The sequence below is a fragment of the Chryseobacterium sp. SG20098 genome (assembly GCF_031844745.1).
Lineage (GTDB): Bacteria > Bacteroidota > Bacteroidia > Flavobacteriales > Weeksellaceae > Chryseobacterium > Chryseobacterium cucumeris.
This window is the reverse complement of record NZ_CP134622.1, coordinates 1083431-1106895: the sequence shown is the minus strand read 5'-3', so window position 1 is coordinate 1106895 and position 23465 is coordinate 1083431. Positions and strand designations below refer to the sequence as shown.

Sequence of the window (23465 nt, the reverse complement as noted above, 5' to 3'; positions counted from 1 at the left end):
AAATGAAAAAAACTTTAATATATATCATCGTAGCAGCTGTACTGGTTGGTTTAGCCGCTTACAAGATTGCGGGTAACAAAGAAAAACAGACGCAGGAAGTAAAAGAAGTTGCCAAGCAGGTGGATAAGATCAATGTTAATATTGTAACCGTTACAAGAGAAAATATTGATACAGACTACTCAGCCAACGGAACTTTTATTCCTAAGCAGGAAATGAACCAGTCTTCTGAAATATCAGGACGTATCGTAAGCGTTCTGGTAAAAGAGGGGTCAAGGGTAGGAGCAGGACAGGTTTTGGCAACGATTAAAAAAGATGCTATCGAAGTGGATGTTACCCAGGCTCAGAACAATCTGCAGAATGCTATTATTGATAACCAACGCTATGAGAACGCATATAAAACAGGCGGAGTTACAAAACAACAGCTTGACAACTCAAGACTACAGCTGAAAAATGCTCAGGCTGCAGTAAGAGCACAGGGTGTAAAAGTAAATGATACAAGCATCCGTGCAGGAATCAGCGGTACCATCAACAAGAAAATGGTTGAGCCCGGAACGGTGGTTTCTCCTGGAACATCGATGTTTGAAATCGTTAATATCAACAGTCTGAAGCTTTCTGTTTTGGTAGATGAAAGCCAGATCGGAAAAATCCAGTTAGGTCAGGAAGTTCCGATTAAAGTAAATGTTTTGCCTGAAGATTCTTTCGTAGGTAGAATTACTTTCATTGCTCCTAAAAGTGATGCTTCTCTTAATTTCCCTGTTGAAATTGAAGTACAAAACAGAGGAAACCTTAAGGCTGGTATGTATGCAACGGCTAAATTCAGTACAAACAATGGCGCAGAAACTCAGAATATGCTGACCGTTCCTGCAGAAGCCTTTGTTAACGGAGTAAGCTCAGGACAATTATTCGTTGTCCAGAATGGTGTTGCTAAATTGATCAAAGTAACCATCGGAAAAGTTTACGGAGATAAAGTTCAGATTTTAAGCGGATTGAATGGAGGAGAGCAGGTGGTTACCAGCGGACAGATCAATCTGGACAACGGATCTAAAGTGAACATTATAAAGTAGCAGATCTATGAAGTTAGCAGAAATATCGATCAAAAGACCCTCGCTGGTAATTGTATTATTTACAATTCTGACGTTGGGAGGTATCCTGAGTTATACGCTCATGGGATACGAATTGATTCCAAAGTTTGAAACCAACATGGTAACCATTTCTACGGTCTATCCTGGAGCTTCACCTGCAGAGGTGGAAACCTCCGTGACCCGAAAGATTGAAGATGCCGTAGGTTCTTTGGAAAACGTTAAAAAAGTAGAATCTTCTTCATACGAAAGCTTATCCGTAATCATGGTTCAGCTGAACGATGGAGCCGATGTAGACTACGCTTTGAATGATGCACAGAGAAAGGTAAATGCGATTCTGGCAGACCTTCCGGAAGATGTAAAAGCACCGTCTCTGAATAAATTCTCCTTAGATGACTTACCGATTATCACGATGAGTATTTCATCGGATAAACTGAACAGTAAGGACCTTTATGACTTATTGGATAAAAAGATTGAACCTATTTTCTCCCGTGTAAATGGGGTAGCTCAGGTGGACCTTGTAGGTGGACAGGAAAGAGAAATTCAGGTAAATCTTGATGAGAAAAAATTACAGGGGTACGGACTTTCAATCGGAGACGTGCAACAGGCCATTCTTTCATCAAACTTAGATTTCCCTACAGGAAGTTTGAAAACGAGAACTACAAAATCTACGATCAGACTTTCAGGAAAGTATAAATCTACAGAGGAAATGAACAACCTTGTTGTTTCCAATAAAAATGGAGCTCAGGTACGTTTATCTGATATTGCAACAGTTTTCGACTCTCAGAAGGATGTTGAAAAAGTAGCGAGATTCAATCAGTTTCCTACGATTTTGATGCAGGTTAAGAAACAATCTGATGCCAATGCGGTAGCAGTATCTGAAAGTGTTCAAAAGACCATTAAAACAGTAGAAGAAGCCTATAAAGTTCAGGGAGTAAAAGTGAAAATCGTAAACGATACGACAGAATTTACCCTTGAATCAGCCAACCACGTTATTTTCGACTTATTCTTAGCGATTATCCTCGTGGCAATTGTAATGTTACTATTCCTTCACAGTATCAGAAACGCATTCATCGTAATGGTTTCTATCCCGGCTTCATTGGTGGCGGCGTTCATCGGAATGAACCTGATGGGATATACTTTGAACTTAATGAGTTTACTGGGACTATCCCTTGTGGTAGGTATCCTGGTGGATGACGCGATTGTAGTTCTGGAAAACATTTACCGTCACATGGAGATGGGGAAAAGTAAGATCAGAGCTGCGTATGACGGAGCTTCAGAGATCGGATTTACCGTTGCTGCGATTACCTTGGTAATTGTGGTGGTATTCTTACCGATTGCGATGAGTTCAGGTCTTGTAGCCAACATCCTTGCCCAGTTCTGCGTCACGGTAGTTATTGCCACCTTATTATCTTTATTGGCTTCATTTACCATCATTCCTTGGTTATCATCAAGATTCGGTAAGCTGGAGCATTTAACAGGTAAAAACTGGTTCGAGAAATTCATTCTTTGGTTTGAAGGATTAATTGACAAGTTTACACACTGGATCACAGGAATCCTTGAATGGTGTCTGAAAACGACGTTAAGAAGAATTTCAACAGTGGTGATCACGTTCATTGTTTTAATCAGTTCATTCATGCTGGTAGCATTCGGGTTCATTGGAGGTGAGTTCTTCCCGCCAATCGACCGTGGCCAGTTCCTGGTACAAATGGAATTGTCAAAAGATGCAACCGTTGAAAAGACAAACCAATTAACATTAGATGTTGAGAAATTCTTAAGAAATGATAAAGATGTTGTAGATCTTATCACAACAGTAGGACAGCAGTCTACAGGTTTTGGTGGAGCTCAGGCAACTACTTACCAATCCGAGGTTCAGGTGAACTTAACAGATAAGTCTGAACGTTCTGAAAGTACCAATATCAAAGCTGCAAAAATAAAAAGACAGCTGGAAGAGAAATTCACAGGAGTTGAGTTTAAAACAGCTCCAATCGGTATCATGGGTGCTGAAAATGCTCCTATTGAAATGGTTGTAACCGCTCCGGATAACGCTACCGCAGTAAAAGAAGCAACAAGAATCCTTGAGCTGTTGAAAAAAGTTCCTGGAGCAGTAGATGCAGAATTGTCAACAGATACAGGTAGCCCGGAAGTTCAGGTAAGTATTGACAGAGATAAAATGTCTGCTTTAGGTTTAAACCTTTCAAGTGTAGGACAGACGATGCAGACCGCGTTCAACGGAAATACTGACGGAAAATTCAGAGCTGGAGAATATGAATATGACATCAATATCCGTTTCGGAGATGTGAACAGACAGTCTATTGATGACGTTAAAAACCTTATGTTTACAAACCCTCAGGGACAGCAGGTTCGTTTAAGCCAGTTTGCTAACGTGGAAATGGGTTCAGGACCAAGTTTGCTTGAACGTAGAGATAAGTCTCCTTCCGTAAAAGTAAGAGCGAAAGCTGTTGGTAGACCGGTAGGTGACGTAGCTAATGAGTGGGCAAACCAGTTCATGAACAGCACCAAAAAACCTGTAGGTGTAGATTACATCTGGAGTGGAGATATGGAAAACCAGCAGGAAGGTTTCGGTACGTTAGGAATTGCATTATTGGCTGCTATTGTATTGGTATACCTGGTAATGGTTTCACTATATGACAGTTTTGTATATCCTTTCGTGGTATTGTTCTCAATCCCGCTAGCGATGATCGGGGTAATGGTAATCCTTGCCTTAACTGCCAACTCACTGAACATCTTTACCATGTTAGGGATGATCATGTTGATTGGTCTGGTAGCGAAGAACGCGATCCTTATCGTTGACTTTACGAATGCAAGAAAAGCAGCCGGAGCAAACACTCACGATGCCTTGGTACAAGCCAACCACGCCCGTCTTCGTCCGATCCTGATGACTACCATTGCGATGATCTTCGGTATGTTACCGATCGCATTGGCAACAGGGGCCGGAGCTGAGATGAACAAAGGTCTTGCATGGGTAGTAATCGGTGGTTTGACATCATCACTATTCCTTACATTGATCATTGTACCGGTAGTATACTCTTTATTTGACTCCGTTCTAAGAAGAATGGGTAAAGATACTAAAGTAGACTATGAAGCTGAAATGAAAGCAGATTACGTACACAGAGAACTAAATGAAGACGGATTTACTCCGAAGCATTTAGACAAATAAATTAAACCTTTAATTAACCGAAAGCGCCTCAGATCTTCTGAGGCGCTTTTTTGTTGATATTTGATGATTTAAAATTTAGTTATAGAGGTTTTGGCTAAAGCCATTGGATGATTTTTATTATTGTAAATGGGCTAAAGCCTATTTCTATTGATGATTATTGTGCATTAAGAAAATATTCAATAGGAGTAGGCTTTAGCCCGCTTAAATTTATAACAGCCAATATTGGCTTTAGCCAAAACATAACATCCGGTTTGGGCAACAAAAAAGCTTCCAGTAAAACTGGAAGCTCTTCTATATTGTTGTAGAAAAAATTAATCTGCCATAGCCTCTCCGGATTTTCTGTAAACGAAGTTTCCGTAGATATGTCTTCTTGCAAAACGGCTTGGTGAATCAGCGTTGATCATTTTGATATAGGTATTTCTTGGAACCCCCATATACTCATACATATTTCCGTTTAAGTGCTGAACCGTTAAAATTGATTTCTCCAGATAGAAATCCTGAATATTAGATTTTGTAATGGTTTCAGTATATTCTTCTTTATATTTTTCCTGTGTTTCAGGATTAATACTTACCAAAAAGTGGTAGGCTTCAATCACAGACTTGCTTTTTTCTTCTGCTTCCTGTTTTCCTGCTTCATCATTAATGAATTTGTCAGGATGGGTATCTTTCATCACATTTCTGTAAATCGTCTTTAATTCTCTTAAAGTAACGTTTTTATCAACTCCAAGAAGTGTTCTGTGTTCACCAATTTTTTTCATATCTCTAATCCTTATTTTCGGGGTGCAAAATTACGGATTTAAATCTGATAAACCATAACTTATTCATTATTAATTTATTTGAATGATTTTTTGTGTTGAATTTATAGTATGTAGAGGAAGGTAGAATGTGTAAAACTAACTTTTACAGCTAATTAAACTCTGAGTACAAATTTTTATTCAGTTTAAAATAAATAAATCCATTCTTGAAATCAATCACTGTATTGAACCTTTTTAAAAACTGATTACCAAAAAATCCCGCCATTTTTTCTGTAGAATCAATTCCTTCAGTAGAACCGGAAAGGGTAACCGGGAGATTATAAAGATACTTCTGAGCGAATTGAACAGCTGGGCAAAGAACAACAGGCATTTCATATACAGATCCATCGGAGCCTTGTGCTGTGGCTTTACCTATTGTTTTCATGGCTGTTACCAGAACATTCTTATTTGCAAAAGGAGAAGCAATCGTAAGTACATCATCCGCTCCGCTGTCGAGCCCAAAGAATCCTGAGTATTCTTTGTCATTGACCATGATAATGCTTTCTACAGCAGGGTAGTTGTCGATCATATGAAGTTTTACCTTTTCATATCCTGTTAAATCCATAAGCAGATCATCTTCGTCATAAAACCGGATTTCATTTCTATGATAATCTATTTCAATGAGTTTGCCCTTCATCAGATCCGTTCCGAAAACCCCGTCAAAATGAACAGATTCATAAGGAATAAGCGTAAATCGTATTTCTTTTTTCTCAATATTCCCAAACTGTATTGTGTTGTGGCTGCTGTAATCTACAGTATTTACTCCGTTGGAACCTCTGTTCTCAGACTTTCCGTCAATTTTCAGCGGAATCTTTTTCTTAGAATTACTATTAATGACAGAGCCATCTGCACCGGTATCAAAAAGGAACTTAATACTGTCCGTTTTATTGACTTTACAATATACATACACAGAATTGTTTTCCAGAAAAAACGGAAGAACAGAGATAGGTTTTTGAGCTGATACTGCTATGCAAAGTAGCAACGTCAGGAAAGCAACAATGTATTTCATGGAATAGTTTTAGAAGTACGAAAATAGAGGTAACGAGACCTTTCTCAAAGAAATCATAAGCCATTAACCCACTTTTAACCATTCCTTAACCGTTCTGTGAAACTTTACCAATAAAAAAACAACACTCAATCTGAGTGTTGCTATTCTATTTTTTTAGGATTAAATCTTTCAAACTATTTAATAAGCCTACGGCTGATCACAAGTTCTCTTCAGCTTGGTGAAAATCTTATCAAAATCTTTATAAGAGGTCTCTTCATTATTACGCTTTTGTCTGAAACTGCTGTTGGCACAGTTGTGAAAACCCAGACCAATCATATCAATTAATGCATAATCTTCTTTTTGAGGGTCATTCATTTTGGCATCAAATCTTGCCATTACACCCTTTGGATCAGCATTATTTTTGCTTTTAAGTTCAGTATACGCTCTCCATGCTGCAAACATCTTTTCTCTGTCGGGAGAGGAGATAGCATCAATCTGTTCTCTGCAGGTATCGTAATATTTACTGTTTCTCAGTGTGGTGGGATCAGAATACGCAAGGATTTCTTCTTTATTAAGCTGATATTCATTCTCAAAAGAATCAATAGTTTCTTCCATTAATTTTTTCCATTGAGGAAGATCAATTACTTTAAGGCTGTACAGTTCCTTTTTCTTTTCTTCATACTGCTTTTCCAGTTCCTGTAAATACGTTTCTCTGTTTTTACGGATTTCTTCAAGCTGGGCAATTTTAAAAACAGGTTGGGTGTCAAATACCACGCCATTGAACTGATACAAAAGTTTATTTACCCCGTCTATTTCTTCTTTTTTATATTTAGCCGGGTCAAAATACCCTTTATTGTCACAGTTAAAAGTCTGATAGCTGTAAGGGGTCAGATTGTTTGCTTTTGCAGGAGTTTTTTGCCCCCAAATAGTGATGGATAAGGCCAAAGCAAGCCCGATCATCATTTTTTTCATGTACATAACCTGTTGAAAGAATCCGAATTTTCTGAATTTCTATGCAAAATTAAGGCTTTAAATTCGAAATATAAAAGATTAAATAGATTTTCTCAATGGTTTTTGCAAATTTTATATGAATTTTATACTGACAATTTTGTATTTCAGAAATCCAGGAACATTAAATTCTAAAAAATGGATAGTAATAAACTGATACAGAGCTGTTTTTGTTAATAATAATTACTTACTTCAATAAGATTATAATCCGGATCACGGAAGTAAACTGATTTGATTTTTCCTACCGCTCCGGTTCTGTCTACAACCCCTTCAATGATTTCTATATTTTTCTGTCTGAGCTCTTCCATTATCTCATGAAGACCTGTCTCTGCAATGAAACAAAGATCAGCAGAGCCACAGGTTGGAGTCTCTGCTTTAGGCTCCAATTCATATCCTTTCTGATGCAGATTAATCTTTTGATTTCCAAAGATGAGTGCTTTTCTATCCTCTCCAAAAGTAATGACTTCAAAGCCCATAACATGAGTGTAAAATGCAATAGTCTTTTCAATATCTGCCACCGTTAGAACAAGATGGTCAAGGCTTTTAATTTTCATACATTAATTTTTAGATAATAACGTTGATCAAAATTAAGGCTATTCAGAAGATTGTAGTCCTGTAATTGATTGTTTTTTTAGATTTAAAATAATAGATTTACACACATTAACACGAAACCATGATTTATTATTTTTTTCTTCTTTTCATTATTGCCGTTTTGGGAGGAATTTCTTATCTGATAATGCGTTTTTTCGGCAAATGGACCCGGAATACTCAATATGAAGCATTTTTTAATACTTTGATATTTATTGCATCATTTTTTCTGGTGTCATTTATAAGTCTTTTAATCTTCTTTTCTAACGTTGACTTTTCCAGGTAGTAATGATTCTTTTCTGAGAATCAGATAAGCTATAAAAAGATTGATAAAAAGGGCTGCCCAGACATTCAAACCATAAAAAAGTTGGTAGTCATGACGGGTTTCATTATAAAACAGATTTTTAACAATTCTGAACGTAATGGCTGTGGTGGTAACCGTATAGCTTAAGATCATATACATCCTGTGTCTGTTCACATTTCCCTTTTTGATAAAAAGTATGGCGGCAATAGTGAAATAAGCCCAAAGGATATCCTGTATCAGAAATCCTGTGATTCCGATAATACCACCATTGGAAAAAAGTCCCAGAACAAAGCATGCCGGAACATTGATAATAAGGATGTTGTAGACATATATTTTCCCAATTATCTTATGAAGGCTTTTATTTTCAGTCAAAAACCGATTTGAAAACTGGGTCAGACCTGCCAGAAGACAAAGCGTTATGGAAAAGATATGAATGTAGAAAAAAATCATCCAATACGGATTATCCACAACCAGCTGCTTAAAAGCCAGAAATCCTATATTTTTTTCAAGAGAAGTATACTGGGAAATAGTTTTCAGCATAAGAATACTGAAAAGAATGACCAAAATTAAAGCACTTGCTTTAAAGATCTTTATTCCCAAAGACTTCATATGAGCTAAATTATTAATCTTCCAGCACGGCTCTGATCTGTTTTTCCAGATCTTCCATGTTTTCAAACTTTCTTAATTCCAGTGACTTTCCTGAAGATCTGAGCTCTTCAATAATATCAAGGATTAATTCTAAAGGTTCAGCTTCGTAACCAAACAGATTGCTGTCGAAATTAGTTCCTACCAATAATCCGTCGATATTCATTCCCAGACACCAGTTTTCTACAAACTCGTTGAGAGGAATAGGAGAAGGCTCATAATGATTCCATTCGTTTTCTATGCATGATTTTGCTCTGGCAGCATCAGACCAGAAACAAATGATCTGTACCTCTTCACCGTCTTCATATTCTGACTCGTTGGAATACGAAGTTGCATAGCCTTTGCCATCTTTTAAAGCATATACTGTTTCTGTTTCAGTGATTTTTTTAATAAAGTCTTTATGGCGGTTCTCCACAGTAATATGATCTTGAAGCATTGTATTTAATTATGAATGATAAATTATGAATGGTAGGTCTTATGAAATTTCACTCCTGTTGATATGAATAATTTCAGGATTTTGACCATCTGAATCTCTTTTAGATCTGCCATAAAGTCCTATTTCAAGATCGTTTGGGGATTCACTGTCCAGTTCGGAAGGATGTACATACGTATACATACCATAACCATGTCCGGAAACCAGCCATCCTTCAGTAAGGTTTAAATGAATTACATTGAAATCTCCGGCAGGACCTCCGGCATAAACCGGACCGAATTCTTTCATTAATTGTAATGCTTTCTCTTTTACATCTCCGATAATACTGATGTCATCAAAAATAATATAAGTGCCATTTTCAAAAAGAACCCAATCCTGAAATTTGGGATTAATGGCAAGTTTCACATGTTCAATCATCTGTTAATAGTTTAAATATGAGTTATAAGTTAATGTTTTTATTAGATATGCAGTTTTCAATTATCAATCATCAATCATCAATGATATCTTATTTCTACAGTATTCCTTTGATCCTCAAATGTTGCAGAAGCATGATGGTTTTTGCATCTTTGATTTCTCCTGTATCAATCATTTTCAGACTTTTTTCAAACGATAATTCCAGAACTTCGATATTTTCACCTTCTTCTTCCAATCCACCTCCGTCGTTGATTTTCATTTCATTTGAATACTCTGCAATGAAGAAATAAAGAATTTCCGTTACAGATCCGGGCGACATATAGGCTTCAAATATTTTCTCAACCTTGGAAATTTTATATCCGGTTTCTTCTTCTGTTTCCCTTTTGATACAGTCTTCCGGATTATCATTATCCAACAATCCTGCACAGGCTTCAATGAGCATGCCTGTAGAATTTCCGTTGATATAAGTAGGTAATCTGAATTGTCTGGTAAGAATAACGGTGTTTGAATCTGTATTGTAAAGAAGGATTACTGCACCGTTTCCGCGGTCATAGGCTTCTCTGCTTTGAGTTTCTGTAGTTCCGTCTTTTTTCAAAACAGAGTAGGTGACTTTGTTTAAAGTATACCAGTTATCTGAAAGGATTTCTGTGTTTAATAAGTTGATATTCGGGTTTTTCATGAGAATATTTTCTGTGTTATAATAAATAGGTGTTAAAATATTTTTCTAATTAATTTTTCCTGAATTTACTTCTTTAATAAGTCTTTTAAAGCGTTCTCCAGATCCGGAAATTTAAAATGGAAACCTGCATCCTGAAGTTTCTTTGAGGAAGCTCTGGAACCTTCCAATATAGCAGTAGCCAGCTCTCCGAATAAGAGTTTCAGTACAAATCCGGGAACATTAGGCATAAATAGTGGTTTTTTAAGTACCTGGGCAATCTTTTTTGTAAGTTCTTTATTGGTGGCATGTTGTGGAGATACAGCATTATAAGCGCCATCTATTGCTGGGTTTTTTAAAGCAAATTCATAAATAGAGCAGATGTCTTCAATATGAACCCATGGCATATATTGCTGCCCGCTTCCCAGTGGAGAGCCGATATAATATTGAATAGGGGGGATCATTTTCTTTAATGCTCCGTCTTTTTCAGAAAGTACTACAGCAGTACGTATTTTCACAACTCTTTCTGCGAGATCCTGTTCCTTAAAATCGTCAGCAGCTCTTTCCCATAAGACAACCACTTCACTTAGAAAATCGTTGCCTGGTGGATCTGTTTCGGTATAAATTTTTTCTGAGGTTTCAGTACCATAAAAATTAATTCCGGAGGCTGAAATAAAAGACTTTAGCTTAATCTTGTTTTTTCTTAAAGTTGTTCGGAGTAATTCTGCAGAATCTACACGGCTTGAAATCAATTCTCTTTTTCTTTCCGAAGTCCAGCGCTTTTCTGAAATATTGGCACCTGCAAGATGAATGATATGAGAAACATTGTCAAGGGCTTTTTCATCTATAGTTTTTTTTTGGACATCCCATTCATAGTCATGATCATGCACTTTTTTTCGCGTCAGAAACCTGATATCATATGCGTTACTTATTTTTTTTGCCAGTTCTTTGGCAATCATGCCGCTGGCACCGGTGATCAGAACAACTTCTTTCATAATATTATATTTGTGATGGGTAGGTTATGCCTGATTTTTTACTATCAGTACAAAATCATCATCCAGAAGTTTATACCCGTAATCATAAATGAATTTATATTCAGATCCGTTTTTATAAACTTTCAGGTTGGTAAAATAATCGAAATCAAAACCTAAGCCATCCAGTCTGGATTTTGGGACTTTTGTTTTACCGTCGGTATTTATTTCCATCAGGATACGGTAATTTTTGCGAAGCTTGTTATTAACATTCCGCATCAGATTACTGGAATCCTTATTCTGCTTATTGTTATAGGCGTTCCGACAGGCATCGTTGCAGAATTTTTTATCTGATCTTCCGATGATTTTCTCGCCACATTCCAGACAATTCATGATTTTTATTTTAAGTGATGGTTGTGTCTTTTTTTCAGCAGCCTTTTGAACATGCTGTGGGTAGGATAGCTTCTGTTGGGTGTAATATTATTAAAAAATAATGCAACAATCAAAAGAATAATGCATCCGGAAAGAACAGGGGAGAGAACATACCAGTATCCCAATTCCGGAATTTTACCTGTAGAACTTACTGCAATCAGAGCTGTAGCTCCACCCGGTGGATGCAAAGTTTTTGTATACTGCATCAATACTATAGAAAATGATACTGCCAAAGGTGCCGAAAGCCAGATGATATCCGGAACAAACTGATAAACAGTAACACCTACCAATGCCGACAGAACATGTCCGCCGATAAGATTTCTTGGTTGTGCCAGAGGACTCTGTATTGCTCCATAAATAAGAACACTTGATGCTCCAAAAGAACCGATCAGAAATATGTTTTCAGTTTCTGTAAGTGAGTGAGACTGGATAAATGCAATAATCCCAATCCCAAAAAATGCGCCTAAAAATGACCAGAAATGTTCCTTGTAATCAACAAGCGTCTCCTTATAGATCACATATTTTGAAACCCTGAATGTTCTTTTGATTGTCTTCTTCATTTACTCTTCTTTATTTTTTATAATTTGAATTAAGTTATCTACAAATGGACGGGTGTATATTCCGTTTTTATCATAATCAGGATCTAAAATGGTAATCTCTATTCCAAAGCACAAAGGGTTTGCGAACAAAGGTTCCAGCATTTCCCTGAGATCCTCATAACTGATTCCGTCTTCCATCCTGCTGTCTACGGCGGGCATGAATTCATCTTTCAGAATATCTACATCAAAATGAATGAAAAACCCGTCTAACCCTTTATCATTCACCATTTTCAAAAAGTCTTCAGCTGTTTTTCCGAAACCATTTTGTCTCAGACGGTATAAATCAAAATAATGAATCTCGGAGTTGGTAATCTGGTCAACATATTGTTCATCATCAATTTCTGCATTCCCACAGCAAAAGATATTTTCTTCTGACAGATAAGGTTTTAAACCATCAATATCAGTTAGTTTTTCATGTCCGGTACCGGTAATGATGGCGAGATCCATTCCTGCCGCCCCTCCCGTTTCAGAAAGTTCGGGTGGGATGAAGTCTGTGTGCCCGTCAAGATAAAAAAGCCCGAAATTTCCCACTTTTTTCAGAGCCATTGCGTTTCCTATAAGAATGCTGCAATCGCCTCCAAGAATAATATTGAATGAATTCTTTTCGTAATTCCGGAGAATACAATCGGCCTGTTGTTTAGCATATTCGATAATCTGAACTGCATTTCTGACTTTTGATTCCTCATCAAAGTCCATAGAATATTCAGGAGCTTTCAGTCTGAAAACGTTGGCAGGATTAATTCTGCTATGAAAACCAAATTTTCTGAGCCATTCCGGAAGCTTCCGAACTCCGGGTTCTGTCTCATATTCCTTTTTGGTAAGTCCCAAATTGAGAGGAAACTCAAAAATATTGATGTTCCTTTTCATAGATGAATTTTCACAAAGATAAGGATTTATCCGTTTGTAAATGGATAATTGGGAAAATGCCAATCAGTATTACAATATATTTTACAGAAAAGGGATGGTTCATTAACTAAATGAATTTTTAGAACACGACGTCTATGTTTGTTTAATTTTCTATGTTTTGGAAAATACAATATTCATCGGTATTTTAAAAGAAATTATTACTCATAAAGTTATATTGTTGAATATAACTGTCTTATTTTCATATAAATAAATTGATTTTTATTTCACAGTATTGTGTTTTTTTGTAATTTTGATATCAACATTCAAAAAAACAAACCATGAAAAAATCTAATTTATTACTCAGTTTTCTGTTTTGTCCTTTTATTTTTGGACAGGTAGGGATTAATACAACGTCTCCACAAGGAGTTCTAGACGTTACCTCAGCTAATTCAGCAGTTGTACTCTCCAGAAATGCCAATCCTCCAGCTAATGTAACTACACCCACTGCGGGAATGATCATCTATGATTCCACCAATAAAACTTTAAGATATTATAATGGAACCCAATGGAGTACCGTAATTTCTTCAGTAACATTAACAACAGCCAACGAAGGAGTCGTTAAATTAAATAGTGGAGCAGGTGTAAAGCCTTTCTTTGCATTCAAATCTTCAGGAGGAGTTCCTTTGATGACGTATCAGAATATTGTTTATCAGACACCGATGAACATTGTGACAGACTTTGCAGCACCACCTACCACCACATGGCCTGAAAATATTATCAGTCCGGTGCCTGGAGATATATATGATCCGGCAACGGGACGATTTCTGGAAAACCCTATTGCCGGGCAAGTTCATATGTGGAGGGTTATTGTAAGTTATGCCAATAAGAATAATGGTTCTGTGGCCTTTGTAACAGTGAATCTTTCAAATCCTGTTCCTCCTTCAACATTCTCCATAGATCAGACCGCGGTAGCTCCTAATGGGGTAACCTCAGGAGATCTTGTTTTTTATCTTGTGAGTGTTGCCGATCCTTTATCTATTGGTAGCGGATATCTTATTAAAATAAAATCTGATACTTCATTGGATGCCACTATCAATAGTATAACCAGGATTTCTCAAGCTAAAGATTAATCTCATTATTAAGGAGGCAAAAAACAGTATTGAATGTGAAAAAATATAAGTTTCAATTTTATTTTTAGTTGCATGATTAAGTAGGAGGTACTCAACAATTTTGTTGAGTGCCTTTTTTGTTGGATTTTTTTAGATGAAAGCCAGAACAGAAAATTTTCCACATAATTTAAAATTTATATTCTTATTTAATTACAATGAGAAATTGTATTTTATACATATTATATAACATTGCAATTTTTAAATGTGAATATTTTTTTAAAGAAGAAAAAAAAATTATCATAGGTTTTATCTTATTAAATTTTTAATTCATTGGTGGGAGTTAATGTCTTTTAATTCTTATAAATCCTATACAATAAAGAAATCTTTTTATTTTCATATCCGTTTACAAACGACTACAAATGGATTTAAATGGTTTATAACCGACTGTGAATAGAAACCATAGCAATCTTTGCAACAGAGATTTGAGAAAGCAGTGAACGTCTCTTATCTGAATTTAATAATCTTTAAAATATAAAAGTTATGTCACTAAGAAACAAAGTAACATTAATTGGTTACACAGGTAAAGAAGTTGAAATGGTAAACTTCGACAATGGAAACGTAAAAGCAATTGTATCTTTAGCTACCAGCGATCATTACACGAATGCTAAAGGAGAAAAGGTAGAAGAAACACAATGGCACAATTTGATTGCCTTTGGGAAAACAGCAGAAATCTTTGAAAAGTATGTTACCAAAGGAAAAGAAATAGCTGTTGAAGGAAAACTTACCTACAGATCTTATGATGATAAGGATGGGGTTAAGCGGTATATCACGGAAATTCGTGTAGATGAAATCCTTTTACTAGGAGGAAAATAACTTTAAAAACACAAATGATGAGAGTGAAAATTTTTAAAATCAGGCTGCCTGAAGAATTTCTCTACAAAGATCAGAAGATGCTGGATGATTTTCTGGAAGGTAATGAGATCATGAAAGTAGAAACAGCTTTTGTGAGTGAAGAAAAATATTGGTCTGTAATATTGTATTTTGAAGACTTAAAATTGACAAAAAATACAGTAAAAGAGCCTAAGGCAATTAAATATTCTGCAGAGAATGATCTTTTGAATACAGATGAAGAAAAGATTCTGGATGCTCTGAAACTCTGGAGATCAGAAAAAGCCAGAGAACAGAATCTGCCCACCTATTTCATTGCGAGTAATAAAGAATTGATATCTGTAGCCAAGTATAAACCTGCCAGGAAAGAGGAGTTGCTTGAAATCAAAGGGTTTGGAAAGCATAAGATTGAAAATTATGGCGAAGAAATTCTTGAAATTCTTGAAAGCGTATGATTTTTTGGAATAATTGATAATAGTAAAGGAAAAGCTGAGGGAAGTCTTTCTTCAGCTTTTTATACTATGTAAAATTCCTTTCAATTCCTTACTTTTGCATTTATCAAAATGACATACAACAAATGAAGCCAAGTTTAGCAAAAGGGACGAGAGATTTTACGGCACAGGAAGTTTCCAGAAGAAAATATATCATCAATATTTTACAGAATAATTTTGAATTATTCGGGTTTCAACCTTTGGAAACTCCAAGTTTTGAAAACCTTTCTACGTTGACAGGAAAATACGGAGAAGAAGGTGACCGCTTGATTTTTAAAATTTTAAATTCAAGTATCAATGAAGCGAAAGAAGAGAAAAAGAATCAGATGCTTCATGACTTTCAGAAAGCATTAGACAAACCTTTCAGTGCGGAAAGTCTTACAGATAAAGCCCTTCGTTATGACCTTACTGTACCTTTTGCAAGATTCGTAGCAATGCATCATGGTAAACTGACATTTCCCTTCAAACGTTCTCAGATCCAGCCGGTTTGGAGAGCAGACAGACCTCAGAAAGGAAGATTCAGAGAGTTTTATCAGTGTGATGCTGATGTTGTAGGAAGTGAGAGTTTATTACAGGAAGTGGAGCTGGTTCAGTTATATCTGAAGTCTTTTGCTGATCTGAAAGTTCCTGTAACCATTCATATGAACAACAGAAAGATTCTTTCCGGATTGGCAGAATATGCAGGAATCACAGATAAACTGATTGATTTTACTGTAGCATTGGATAAACTGGATAAAATTGGGAAAGACGGAGTGGTAAAAGAATTATTAGAAAGAGAAATCTCTCAGGAATCTATTGATAAACTGGATTTCTTATTCAGCCAGTCAGACGATGCTCTTGAAAACCTTCTTCAGTTGAAAGAAAAATTTGCAGGGAACGAAATCGGCCTGAAAGGAGTAGAAGAACTTGAATTTGTTCTTACACAATCTCTGAACCTTGGTGTTGATATTCAAAACCTGGTCTTCAATATTACCTTGGCAAGAGGCCTGGACTATTACACCGGAGCGATCTTCGAAGTGAAAGCAGATGAAGTTGCTATGGGATCCATCGGAGGCGGCGGTAGATATGATAACCTTACTGAAGTTTTTGGAGTGAAAAATATTCCTGGAATTGGAATTTCATTCGGATTAGACAGAATTTATCTGGTAATGGAAGAATTGAACCTTTTCCCTGAAGAAGCATCAGCTAAAATAGAATATCTGTTTGCTAACTTTGGAGGTGAAGAAATCACTGATGCATTAAAGCTGATCATGAAGCTAAGAGCTAAAGGGATTTCTGCAGAACTATACCCTGAAAATGCAAAGATCAACAAGCAGTTTACCTATGCAGAAAAGAAAGGCATAAAGAATCTGGTTTTCCTGGGTGAAGAAGAAATTAAAAATAATACCGTTACTTTTAAAGATATTGAAGCCGGAATACAGAAAACGGTTTCTTTAGAAGAGTTTTTAGGAGAATAATACGATACATCTATAAAAAATAAAACAACCGCAAAAGTAATTTTGTGGTTGTTTTGTTTGATGGATGCTAAGATTTAAATACTTTTGATCTTTACAATCGGTTCAGAATTTGTAATTTGGAGTCGACGTTAAGACAGGGTAAAAAATGATGCTCTGTATTCATAAAAACTTTTAAACATAAAAACCAGATGACTATTATTTGTGCATTGTGTGGAACACCGCTGACGCCTACCGACATGTCTGTAGACAAAAATAAACTTGCTGATGGCGGTTATTTGTGTGCAGAATGTTTTACTAAAGCCATTACCATCAATAGAGACCTTATCAATAATCTTGACCAATTCTATTTTGCAGAAATTACAGGAATGATTCTGAAAAGTAAAATTGATGCCAGCCAGAATTCGGGATCTCAATCTATGGCTAACAGCCGTTACCAATATGATGCACCTACCAGACTGGATGAAATAAAAGATCAGATCGTTGGCCTTAATGCAAGATTGAGCGTTTTTGCTAACGAAGAAGTGAATGAATTGGCTAATGTATTGGACAGAGATGAAAAATTATTGGCTATCGCAGAAGGCATAGACGTTCAGAGCAACAGAGAAGGAATTATATTTTCAACTCAAAAGAGAGTTGCTTTCATCGATAAAAAATTTCTGGGTGGCGTTGTAAAAAACGAATTTCTCATTCAGGATGTCTCTTCCATTGATCTTGATGAAAACCTTTTATACTCAATACTTAAAATCAATACTTACCGAGGTTCAGCGGAGTTTAAGCTGCATAATAAAAATGACGGACGAGCATTTTCCAGTGTTCAAAGCAGAAGTACCACTTATACTGAAAACGAATTCATGCAAAATTCAAGTCCATTTCAAGCATTTACTCAAAAGATTCCTGATCTGGTGCAGGAAAATGTCTATTCTAAGGATCAGGTTGATTCAGATGCAATTTTTGAGCAGCTGGAAAAATTGGGGAAACTTAGAGAGGTTGGAGTTCTAACTGATGAGGAATTTGCAGAACAAAAGAAAAAACTGCTTGATAAATTATAAAAGAAGAAGAAATGAACAATAATTGTGCATTGTGTACTACAGAGTTAACATCCATGGATACGCTTTTGGGAGCCAATAAGCTTTCAGACGGTAATGTTTTATGCAATAAATGTTTAAATAAAATAAGCGATATCAATGATGAGTTGCTTTATAATCTTAATGAATTCAGCATTGACGATATCAATAATATGCTGAATACAGAAGACACTGAAGCAGCTCAGACAGTCATGACGGTAGGAAAGACTCTTCCTGCAGCCATAGATTCCGGTTCTCATCAAATCTCAAAAGAGGTTTATAAGCGAAGACACCAAAAAATAAAGAATGAACTGGAAAGGCTTCATGCTAATCTCTCCGTCTTTACCAAAGGAGAAATCAAGGAACTTCCTTATCTTATCTCTGAAGAAGAACAGATCATTGCGATTACAGATGCTCAGTTTGTCAATACACTGGATGCCGGAGTATTGGTAGCAACGCCATTGAGGTTAATTTCTGTATCAAAAGGCATGTTTGGTGCAGCAAAAATCAATATTTACCCTAATGAAACCATAAAGTTGTTGAGCTTTGTAACCCATCCTAGATCTCCCATTATTAAGCTGCATCTGGAAGAAAGAACAGTTGAGTTTGAATGCTATATGGATAAGGAAGATGCTGAGAAGTTCTATGATACAATAAAAAACATTTATAATAATCCACAGGAACAATCTTCAAAACAAATCGGCTCTGCAAAGAGAAGTGTTTCAGTTTCATCAGAAGAAATTTTTAATCAGCTTGAAAAGTTAGGAAAACTGAGAGAAAATGGAATCTTAACCGATGCAGAATTTACAGAGCAAAAAAAGAAATTATTGGAGCAACTAAAATAAAATTTTTAACACCAAAACATGAAGGGTAAAGTATCTTCAAAAATTGTAGAAAGCTGGTTGAAAGGATGGTGCCTGTCAAGAGAAACATCTTTTCCTGTATCCTATAAATCCGGATTTCATGTGGTTGTAGGAGATGAAAAACAAAAAGAACGTTTTGTATTTCCTGAGCTTAATGATGATTTTTTCCAACTTACCAACTCAATTGATGAGCCCTGGATTTATCTGAAAGTATCAACTTCTCCTGATGAATTGATCAGTAAAATCCCTGAAAGATGGCAACTACAATCGCAGGGATATATGATGACCTGTTTTCATCCAATGGAATTTCCGGATACAAGTCTTGCAGAAGGATACCATCTGGAATTTTCTGATTACAATACAACCTTTGTTATCACGATTGTGGCGGAGAATGGTGAGCAGGCTTCTATAGGACGTATCTCTCTTATAGATGATGTTGCTGTGTATGACAGGATTATTACCGAAAAAAGTCATCAAAGGAAAGGGCTTGCCCGTTTTTTATTGAAAGAACTGGAGAAGATCGCTTTATCCAAAGGTTTTTACAAGAATATTTTAGTGGCAACGGAAGAAGGAAAGCTGTTGTATGAAACCTTAGGCTGGAAGCTATACTGTTTGCATACTTCCATTGTAATACCATTAGAAGACTAATATTTTTATTGAATTAAATTTAATTACTTATAAAGAGTAATTTAGACCCAAAAACTAACGCTATGAGTGAAAAATCAAGACTTGACGAAATAAAAGAAGAACTTAAAAAACTGGATATCAGCCCTACCATATTTGCCCGGAAAGAAATTCGTGAATTACCGGATATCCTTTCACCGGACGAACGAATTGTCTATCTCGTAGAAGGCAGAAATAAACTGAACCACCATCATATCATCCTGGTAGCCACAGACAGAAGACTGATTTTTGTGGATAAGGAGTTCATATACGGATTGAAAGTAGAAGACTTTTCTTACAGCAAAATAAGCTCCATACAATATGAAACAGAATTTTTATTAGCTTCCATAGATATTCAGGTGACTGATGACGTAGTAGAAATTGATGGAGTAGGAAAGTACCATGCTGAACTGTTCTGTGAAAAAGTAAGAGATTTCATGTCCCGTCCGGAACAACATTTTCAGAGTAAATCCGAACCTAGTATTTTAGATCAGCTGGAACAATTGGGAAGATTAAAGGAATCCGGAGTTCTAAGTGACGAAGAATTTCTGGATCAAAAGAAAAAATTAATGGAGAAATTGTAATCATTGTGTTGAATAATGAAATTACTTGATGGGTGGAACTCCCATTTTTAAACTAAAGCAATGGAAAATTATTTAGAAATTAATAAAAAATCATGGAATGCCAAAGTAGAACCTCATCTGAAATCGGATTTTTACTTTGTAGATGAGTTCTTAAAAGGCAGGACTTCGCTGAACTCCATAGAGCTGGAGCTTCTTGGAGATATAAAAGGAAAAAGTATTCTGCACTTGCAGTGCCATTTCGGACAGGATTCTATTTCCCTGTCAAGAATGGGAGCAAATGTGACCGGCATTGACCTTTCTGATAAAGCGATTGATACCGCCAGAGAGCTCGCACAGAAATGTAGTACAGATACAGAATTTATATGTTCAGACGTATATAATTTGCCGAACGTTCTGGATCAGAAATTTGATATTGTGTATACAAGCTACGGTACAATTGGATGGCTTCCCGATCTTGAAAAATGGGCTGGAATTATCAATCATTTTTTAAAACCGGAAGGTAAATTCATTATGGCAGAATTTCACCCTGTTGTCTGGATGTTTGATGACGACTTTACAAAAGTCGCTTACAATTATTTCAATGAGAAACCGATTGTAGAAACCTATGAAGGTACTTATGCAGATCAGTCTGCACCTATCGTGCAGGAATATGTCATGTGGAACCACTCCTTAGCAGAAGTTCTCGATAATTTAATAAAAAAAGATTTACAACTGAATGTTTTTCGGGAAATTGACTGGTCTCCATATCCTTGTTTCAGACATGTAGAAGAATTTGAAACAGGAAAATGGAGAATACCGCAGTTCGGAAATAAAATACCTCTTGTATATGCGCTTATAGCACAGAAAAAATAAAACATTCAGGGTTGCATTACAATAAAAAGTCACCGTAGTATTACTACGATGACTTTTTTCCTATATATGAATGTTAAAAAAACTGCTCTGTGTTGATTAGCTTAGGGAATCCTCAGCTTTTGTCTTTACTTCGTCTACTTTATTCTGAACCTGGGAAGCAACATCATTGGCTTTGCTCTTAAGGTCATTTCCCCATTTGTTAAGATTATCTTTAGCTGTATTGATCTTATCTTTTACCGCTTGTTGATCTTCAGGGCTTGAATTCTTATATTTCCAGTAAGCTAATGCACCTAATCCTAGTAAAGCTAATAAGCCTTTTGTCTTGTTTCCCATGATTTCTATTTTTTTAAGTATTAATATTAAAATTTGTTGTTATGAATAATGTAAAATACGTGCCAAAAAAATAAATGGACTTATAAATAAATGTTAAATTTAGGAAAAGACTTCAAGTTTTTCACCATCAAAACTGGCGAAAACCATAGTAGGATAGGAATCCTGATGATATATATTTCCCTCTTTATCAATTGCGATGGCTCCTGCAAACCCATCAATGACTGCAAGTTCATCAAATGTCTTACTGAAAGCCTGTTGAAGGCTCATTCCATCGGTAACTCTCGTTACAATTTTTGCTGCAGTAGCATTACTGACAATATCTTCACCTACACCGGTACAGCTTACTGCACAAAAAGCATTGGCATAATTTCCAGCCACAGTGGCAGAATCCGAAATTCTCCCGGGGATTTCAAAACCTTTTCCTCCAGTAGACGTGGCAACAGCTAGTTTTCCTTCCCGGTCAATCGCTACACAGCCTACAGTTCCTTTCCCTCCATTGGCCAGTTTGGCTTCGTATTCTTTTCTTCTCTGGGGAATTTCTGTAGAAAAACTTTCAAAACCATTTTCCGTAGCATAAATTTTAGCACCATTTCCTCCTAAAACCCTATCGTCTTCATTGATAAGATCTTTAGCCACAAAAATAGGGTTCTGTACATTTTGAATATTAATCACACCACTGAGTTTCTGAGTATTTCCGTTCATAATGGCAGCACTCATACGGATAACACCATCACTCTGGATCTGAGAACCGATTCCTGCATTGTATAAAGGATCATCTTCAAGTAATGAAACGGCATAAGCAACCGTATCAAAAGCCGAATGTGTCTTAAGATAATCGAATGCCTTTTGAGCAATTTGTTTTAATGACTCCTGTTTTGCTGTTTTTACTTCATGGCTTTGATCGCTTTCAGAGAAAAAACCGCCGTGGATAATAACTTTCATAAAATTAAAGATGATGGTTGATAAATGATTTCTTGTACGAAGTTAATTAATAAAAGATAAAAGATAAAAGATAAAAGATAAAAGATAAAAGATAAAAGATATTGTTGTTAAGCAACTATTATGCATCTGGATATCAACATCAAATGGGGGTGGGCTTTAGCCCGCCTTACAATAAACGTTTTAAATCCATTGGCTTTAGCCCAACTTGAAATATGTATACTAAATAAAAAAACGGAACCGAGGTCCCGTTTGTATAGCTGTATTTGTTGTTCTATTTATCCTGTGGAATAGGATTAAACTGCGAATTCTCAATTGTCAGTGTTTTTGTCGTAAGATCATAATGATCATTCATAGACATGACATGTACCGTTAAATTATCAATAGAAATAGGCTCTCCAAGGTTGATATTGGTAAGGTTGGTATCTTTGATAAACCTTCCGTCAACTAAGATCACAAGACCTGAACCTACAGCTGTCATAACGTCATTATGAATGAAAAGTCCTGTATCTTCACCCAATCCGATTCCCAGAGTTCTCGGATTGTTGACTACTGCCTGGAAAAGACGCCCGATTCTTCCCCGCTGTACAAAATGAGTGTCAATAATAACATTATCGATTAGCCCCAAGCCCTGAGTGGTTTTGATTTCTCCTTTCAATAAGGCTTCAGAGCTGCTTCCCTGGTAGATCATATTTTCAGAAGCTGCCGCTGCACCCGCAGAAGTTCCGGAATAAATAAAATCCTGCTCCTGGTATTTTAATAAAACGGTATCATGAAATCTTGTTCCACCAAGAATAGAAGTCAGTCTCAATTGATCTCCTCCGGTGAACATCATGACATCGGCAGCGTTGGCCCTTGCGACCATTGCATCAGAATTGGCTTCCTCACGATTGTGGATGTCCAGAACATTTACATTTTTAGCTCCAAGAAATTCGAATGCTTTTTTGTACTCGGAACCTACGATCTGAGGGATTTGAGAAGCGGTAGTAACAATTTCAATGACAGAATTCTCCTTTAGCTTCGATTCGTTGATAATCTTTCTTAAGATCCCACGCTCAAAAAAATTAAGATTCTTTTCGATATTCTGATCATAATCGGTTTCAGCAAAACTTCCTTTGTTTACAGCGCCTCCGATAACTATTAATTTTCCAACAGGTTTCGTCATGGTACAAAATTAAAAAATAATTAACATTCTTTGGCGAAATTCATGCCATCTTTAGTTGATTTTTAATGTTTTAAGAATGTTAATTAAAATTAATTTTTTTTTAACGAATCTTTAAATGTG

26 protein-coding genes are annotated in these 23465 nt (G+C 36.2%); 11 read left to right on the top strand and 15 right to left on the bottom strand.

What is annotated here, in order from left to right; translation table 11 throughout:
• Positions 1 to 2 precede the first annotated feature (2 nt).
• Both RHP76_RS05050 and RHP76_RS05045 read left to right on the top strand, forming a co-directional pair.
• Complete coding sequence (locus RHP76_RS05050; protein WP_062675100.1) at positions 3 to 1064, top strand: efflux RND transporter periplasmic adaptor subunit; 1062 nt, start codon at positions 3 to 5, stop codon at positions 1062 to 1064.
• Between the two features lie 7 nt (positions 1065 to 1071).
• Positions 1072 to 4260, top strand: coding sequence for an efflux RND transporter permease subunit (locus RHP76_RS05045; RefSeq protein ID WP_062675099.1), 3189 nt, complete (start codon positions 1072 to 1074; stop codon positions 4258 to 4260).
• 311 nt (positions 4261 to 4571) lie between these two features.
• On the opposite strand, the gene RHP76_RS05040 is transcribed toward RHP76_RS05045, so the two are convergent.
• The 12 genes from RHP76_RS05040 to RHP76_RS04985 form a co-directional block, all read right to left on the bottom strand.
• The gene (locus tag RHP76_RS05040; RefSeq protein ID WP_047429652.1) at positions 4572 to 5018 is read right to left on the bottom strand and encodes a KTSC domain-containing protein; all 447 of its coding nucleotides are present in this window, start codon (positions 5016 to 5018) and stop codon (positions 4572 to 4574) included.
• 148 nt (positions 5019 to 5166) lie between these two features.
• Positions 5167 to 6063, bottom strand: a complete 897-nt coding sequence (locus RHP76_RS05035; protein ID WP_123279893.1) for a retropepsin-like aspartic protease — start codon at positions 6061 to 6063, stop codon at positions 5167 to 5169.
• A gap of 186 nt (positions 6064 to 6249) precedes the next feature.
• Complete coding sequence (locus RHP76_RS05030; protein ID WP_120231402.1) at positions 6250 to 7014, bottom strand: hypothetical protein; 765 nt, start codon at positions 7012 to 7014, stop codon at positions 6250 to 6252.
• A 209-nt stretch (positions 7015 to 7223) separates the two neighbouring features.
• Positions 7224 to 7604 (bottom strand): VOC family protein, encoded by a 381-nt coding sequence (locus tag RHP76_RS05025; RefSeq protein WP_311229626.1) that lies wholly within the window; start codon positions 7602 to 7604, stop codon positions 7224 to 7226.
• A gap of 284 nt (positions 7605 to 7888) precedes the next feature.
• The gene (locus tag RHP76_RS05020; RefSeq protein WP_288441715.1) at positions 7889 to 8551 is read right to left on the bottom strand and encodes a DUF2306 domain-containing protein; all 663 of its coding nucleotides are present in this window, start codon (positions 8549 to 8551) and stop codon (positions 7889 to 7891) included.
• Positions 8552 to 8564: 13 nt separating this feature from the next.
• Positions 8565 to 9023 (bottom strand): DUF2750 domain-containing protein, encoded by a 459-nt coding sequence (locus RHP76_RS05015; RefSeq protein WP_288441716.1) that lies wholly within the window; start codon positions 9021 to 9023, stop codon positions 8565 to 8567.
• A gap of 39 nt (positions 9024 to 9062) precedes the next feature.
• Positions 9063 to 9437 carry a hypothetical protein gene (locus RHP76_RS05010; protein ID WP_288441717.1) on the bottom strand — a complete coding sequence of 125 codons (375 nt, stop codon included), beginning with the start codon at positions 9435 to 9437 and terminating at the stop codon, positions 9063 to 9065.
• A 94-nt stretch (positions 9438 to 9531) separates the two neighbouring features.
• Positions 9532 to 10113, bottom strand: a complete 582-nt coding sequence (nudK, locus tag RHP76_RS05005; protein WP_288441719.1) for a GDP-mannose pyrophosphatase NudK — start codon at positions 10111 to 10113, stop codon at positions 9532 to 9534.
• Between the two features lie 65 nt (positions 10114 to 10178).
• Complete coding sequence (locus RHP76_RS05000; RefSeq protein ID WP_288441720.1) at positions 10179 to 11084, bottom strand: TIGR01777 family oxidoreductase; 906 nt, start codon at positions 11082 to 11084, stop codon at positions 10179 to 10181.
• Positions 11085 to 11108: 24 nt separating this feature from the next.
• Complete coding sequence (locus tag RHP76_RS04995; RefSeq protein WP_062675090.1) at positions 11109 to 11453, bottom strand: hypothetical protein; 345 nt, start codon at positions 11451 to 11453, stop codon at positions 11109 to 11111.
• Between the two features lie 5 nt (positions 11454 to 11458).
• Positions 11459 to 12052 carry an HPP family protein gene (locus RHP76_RS04990; RefSeq protein ID WP_062675089.1) on the bottom strand — a complete coding sequence of 198 codons (594 nt, stop codon included), beginning with the start codon at positions 12050 to 12052 and terminating at the stop codon, positions 11459 to 11461.
• Positions 12053 to 12958 (bottom strand): arginase family protein, encoded by a 906-nt coding sequence (locus RHP76_RS04985; RefSeq protein ID WP_311229625.1) that lies wholly within the window; start codon positions 12956 to 12958, stop codon positions 12053 to 12055.
• A 317-nt stretch (positions 12959 to 13275) separates the two neighbouring features.
• On the opposite strand from RHP76_RS04985, the gene RHP76_RS04980 reads away from it, so the two are divergent.
• The 9 genes from RHP76_RS04980 to RHP76_RS04940 all read left to right on the top strand — a co-directional run bounded on the left by RHP76_RS04980 (position 13276) and on the right by RHP76_RS04940 (position 20908).
• Positions 13276 to 14067 (top strand): phage tail-like protein, encoded by a 792-nt coding sequence (locus RHP76_RS04980; RefSeq protein WP_123279886.1) that lies wholly within the window; start codon positions 13276 to 13278, stop codon positions 14065 to 14067.
• A 519-nt stretch (positions 14068 to 14586) separates the two neighbouring features.
• Positions 14587 to 14919: a single-stranded DNA-binding protein gene (locus RHP76_RS04975; RefSeq protein WP_123279885.1), complete on the top strand. Its 333-nt coding sequence runs from the start codon at positions 14587 to 14589 to the stop codon at positions 14917 to 14919.
• Positions 14920 to 14936: 17 nt separating this feature from the next.
• Positions 14937 to 15389: an HRDC domain-containing protein gene (locus tag RHP76_RS04970; protein WP_277695597.1), complete on the top strand. Its 453-nt coding sequence runs from the start codon at positions 14937 to 14939 to the stop codon at positions 15387 to 15389.
• Between the two features lie 122 nt (positions 15390 to 15511).
• Complete coding sequence (gene hisS, locus RHP76_RS04965; protein ID WP_311229624.1) at positions 15512 to 16882, top strand: histidine--tRNA ligase; 1371 nt, start codon at positions 15512 to 15514, stop codon at positions 16880 to 16882.
• Positions 16883 to 17070: 188 nt separating this feature from the next.
• Entirely contained in the window at positions 17071 to 17931 is an 861-nt protein-coding gene (locus tag RHP76_RS04960) for an SHOCT domain-containing protein (protein WP_120232213.1), read from the top strand.
• Positions 17932 to 17942: 11 nt separating this feature from the next.
• Positions 17943 to 18791: a PH domain-containing protein gene (locus tag RHP76_RS04955; protein ID WP_311229623.1), complete on the top strand. Its 849-nt coding sequence runs from the start codon at positions 17943 to 17945 to the stop codon at positions 18789 to 18791.
• Between the two features lie 18 nt (positions 18792 to 18809).
• Entirely contained in the window at positions 18810 to 19457 is a 648-nt protein-coding gene (locus RHP76_RS04950) for a GNAT family N-acetyltransferase (protein WP_311229622.1), read from the top strand.
• Positions 19458 to 19519: 62 nt separating this feature from the next.
• Complete coding sequence (locus tag RHP76_RS04945; RefSeq protein WP_311229621.1) at positions 19520 to 20056, top strand: PH domain-containing protein; 537 nt, start codon at positions 19520 to 19522, stop codon at positions 20054 to 20056.
• Between the two features lie 60 nt (positions 20057 to 20116).
• On the top strand, positions 20117 to 20908 hold the full coding sequence (locus tag RHP76_RS04940; protein ID WP_311229620.1) for a class I SAM-dependent methyltransferase: 792 nt from the start codon (positions 20117 to 20119) through the stop codon (positions 20906 to 20908).
• A gap of 96 nt (positions 20909 to 21004) precedes the next feature.
• On the opposite strand, the gene RHP76_RS04935 is transcribed toward RHP76_RS04940, so the two are convergent.
• From RHP76_RS04935 to RHP76_RS04925, 3 genes are all read right to left on the bottom strand, one after another.
• On the bottom strand, positions 21005 to 21241 hold the full coding sequence (locus RHP76_RS04935) for a YtxH domain-containing protein (protein ID WP_034695510.1): 237 nt from the start codon (positions 21239 to 21241) through the stop codon (positions 21005 to 21007).
• Between the two features lie 99 nt (positions 21242 to 21340).
• Positions 21341 to 22183: an isoaspartyl peptidase/L-asparaginase gene (locus RHP76_RS04930; protein ID WP_062675080.1), complete on the bottom strand. Its 843-nt coding sequence runs from the start codon at positions 22181 to 22183 to the stop codon at positions 21341 to 21343.
• Positions 22184 to 22454: 271 nt separating this feature from the next.
• On the bottom strand, positions 22455 to 23345 hold the full coding sequence (locus tag RHP76_RS04925) for a cyanophycinase (RefSeq protein ID WP_034695508.1): 891 nt from the start codon (positions 23343 to 23345) through the stop codon (positions 22455 to 22457).
• Between the last annotated feature and the right edge of the window lie 120 nt (positions 23346 to 23465).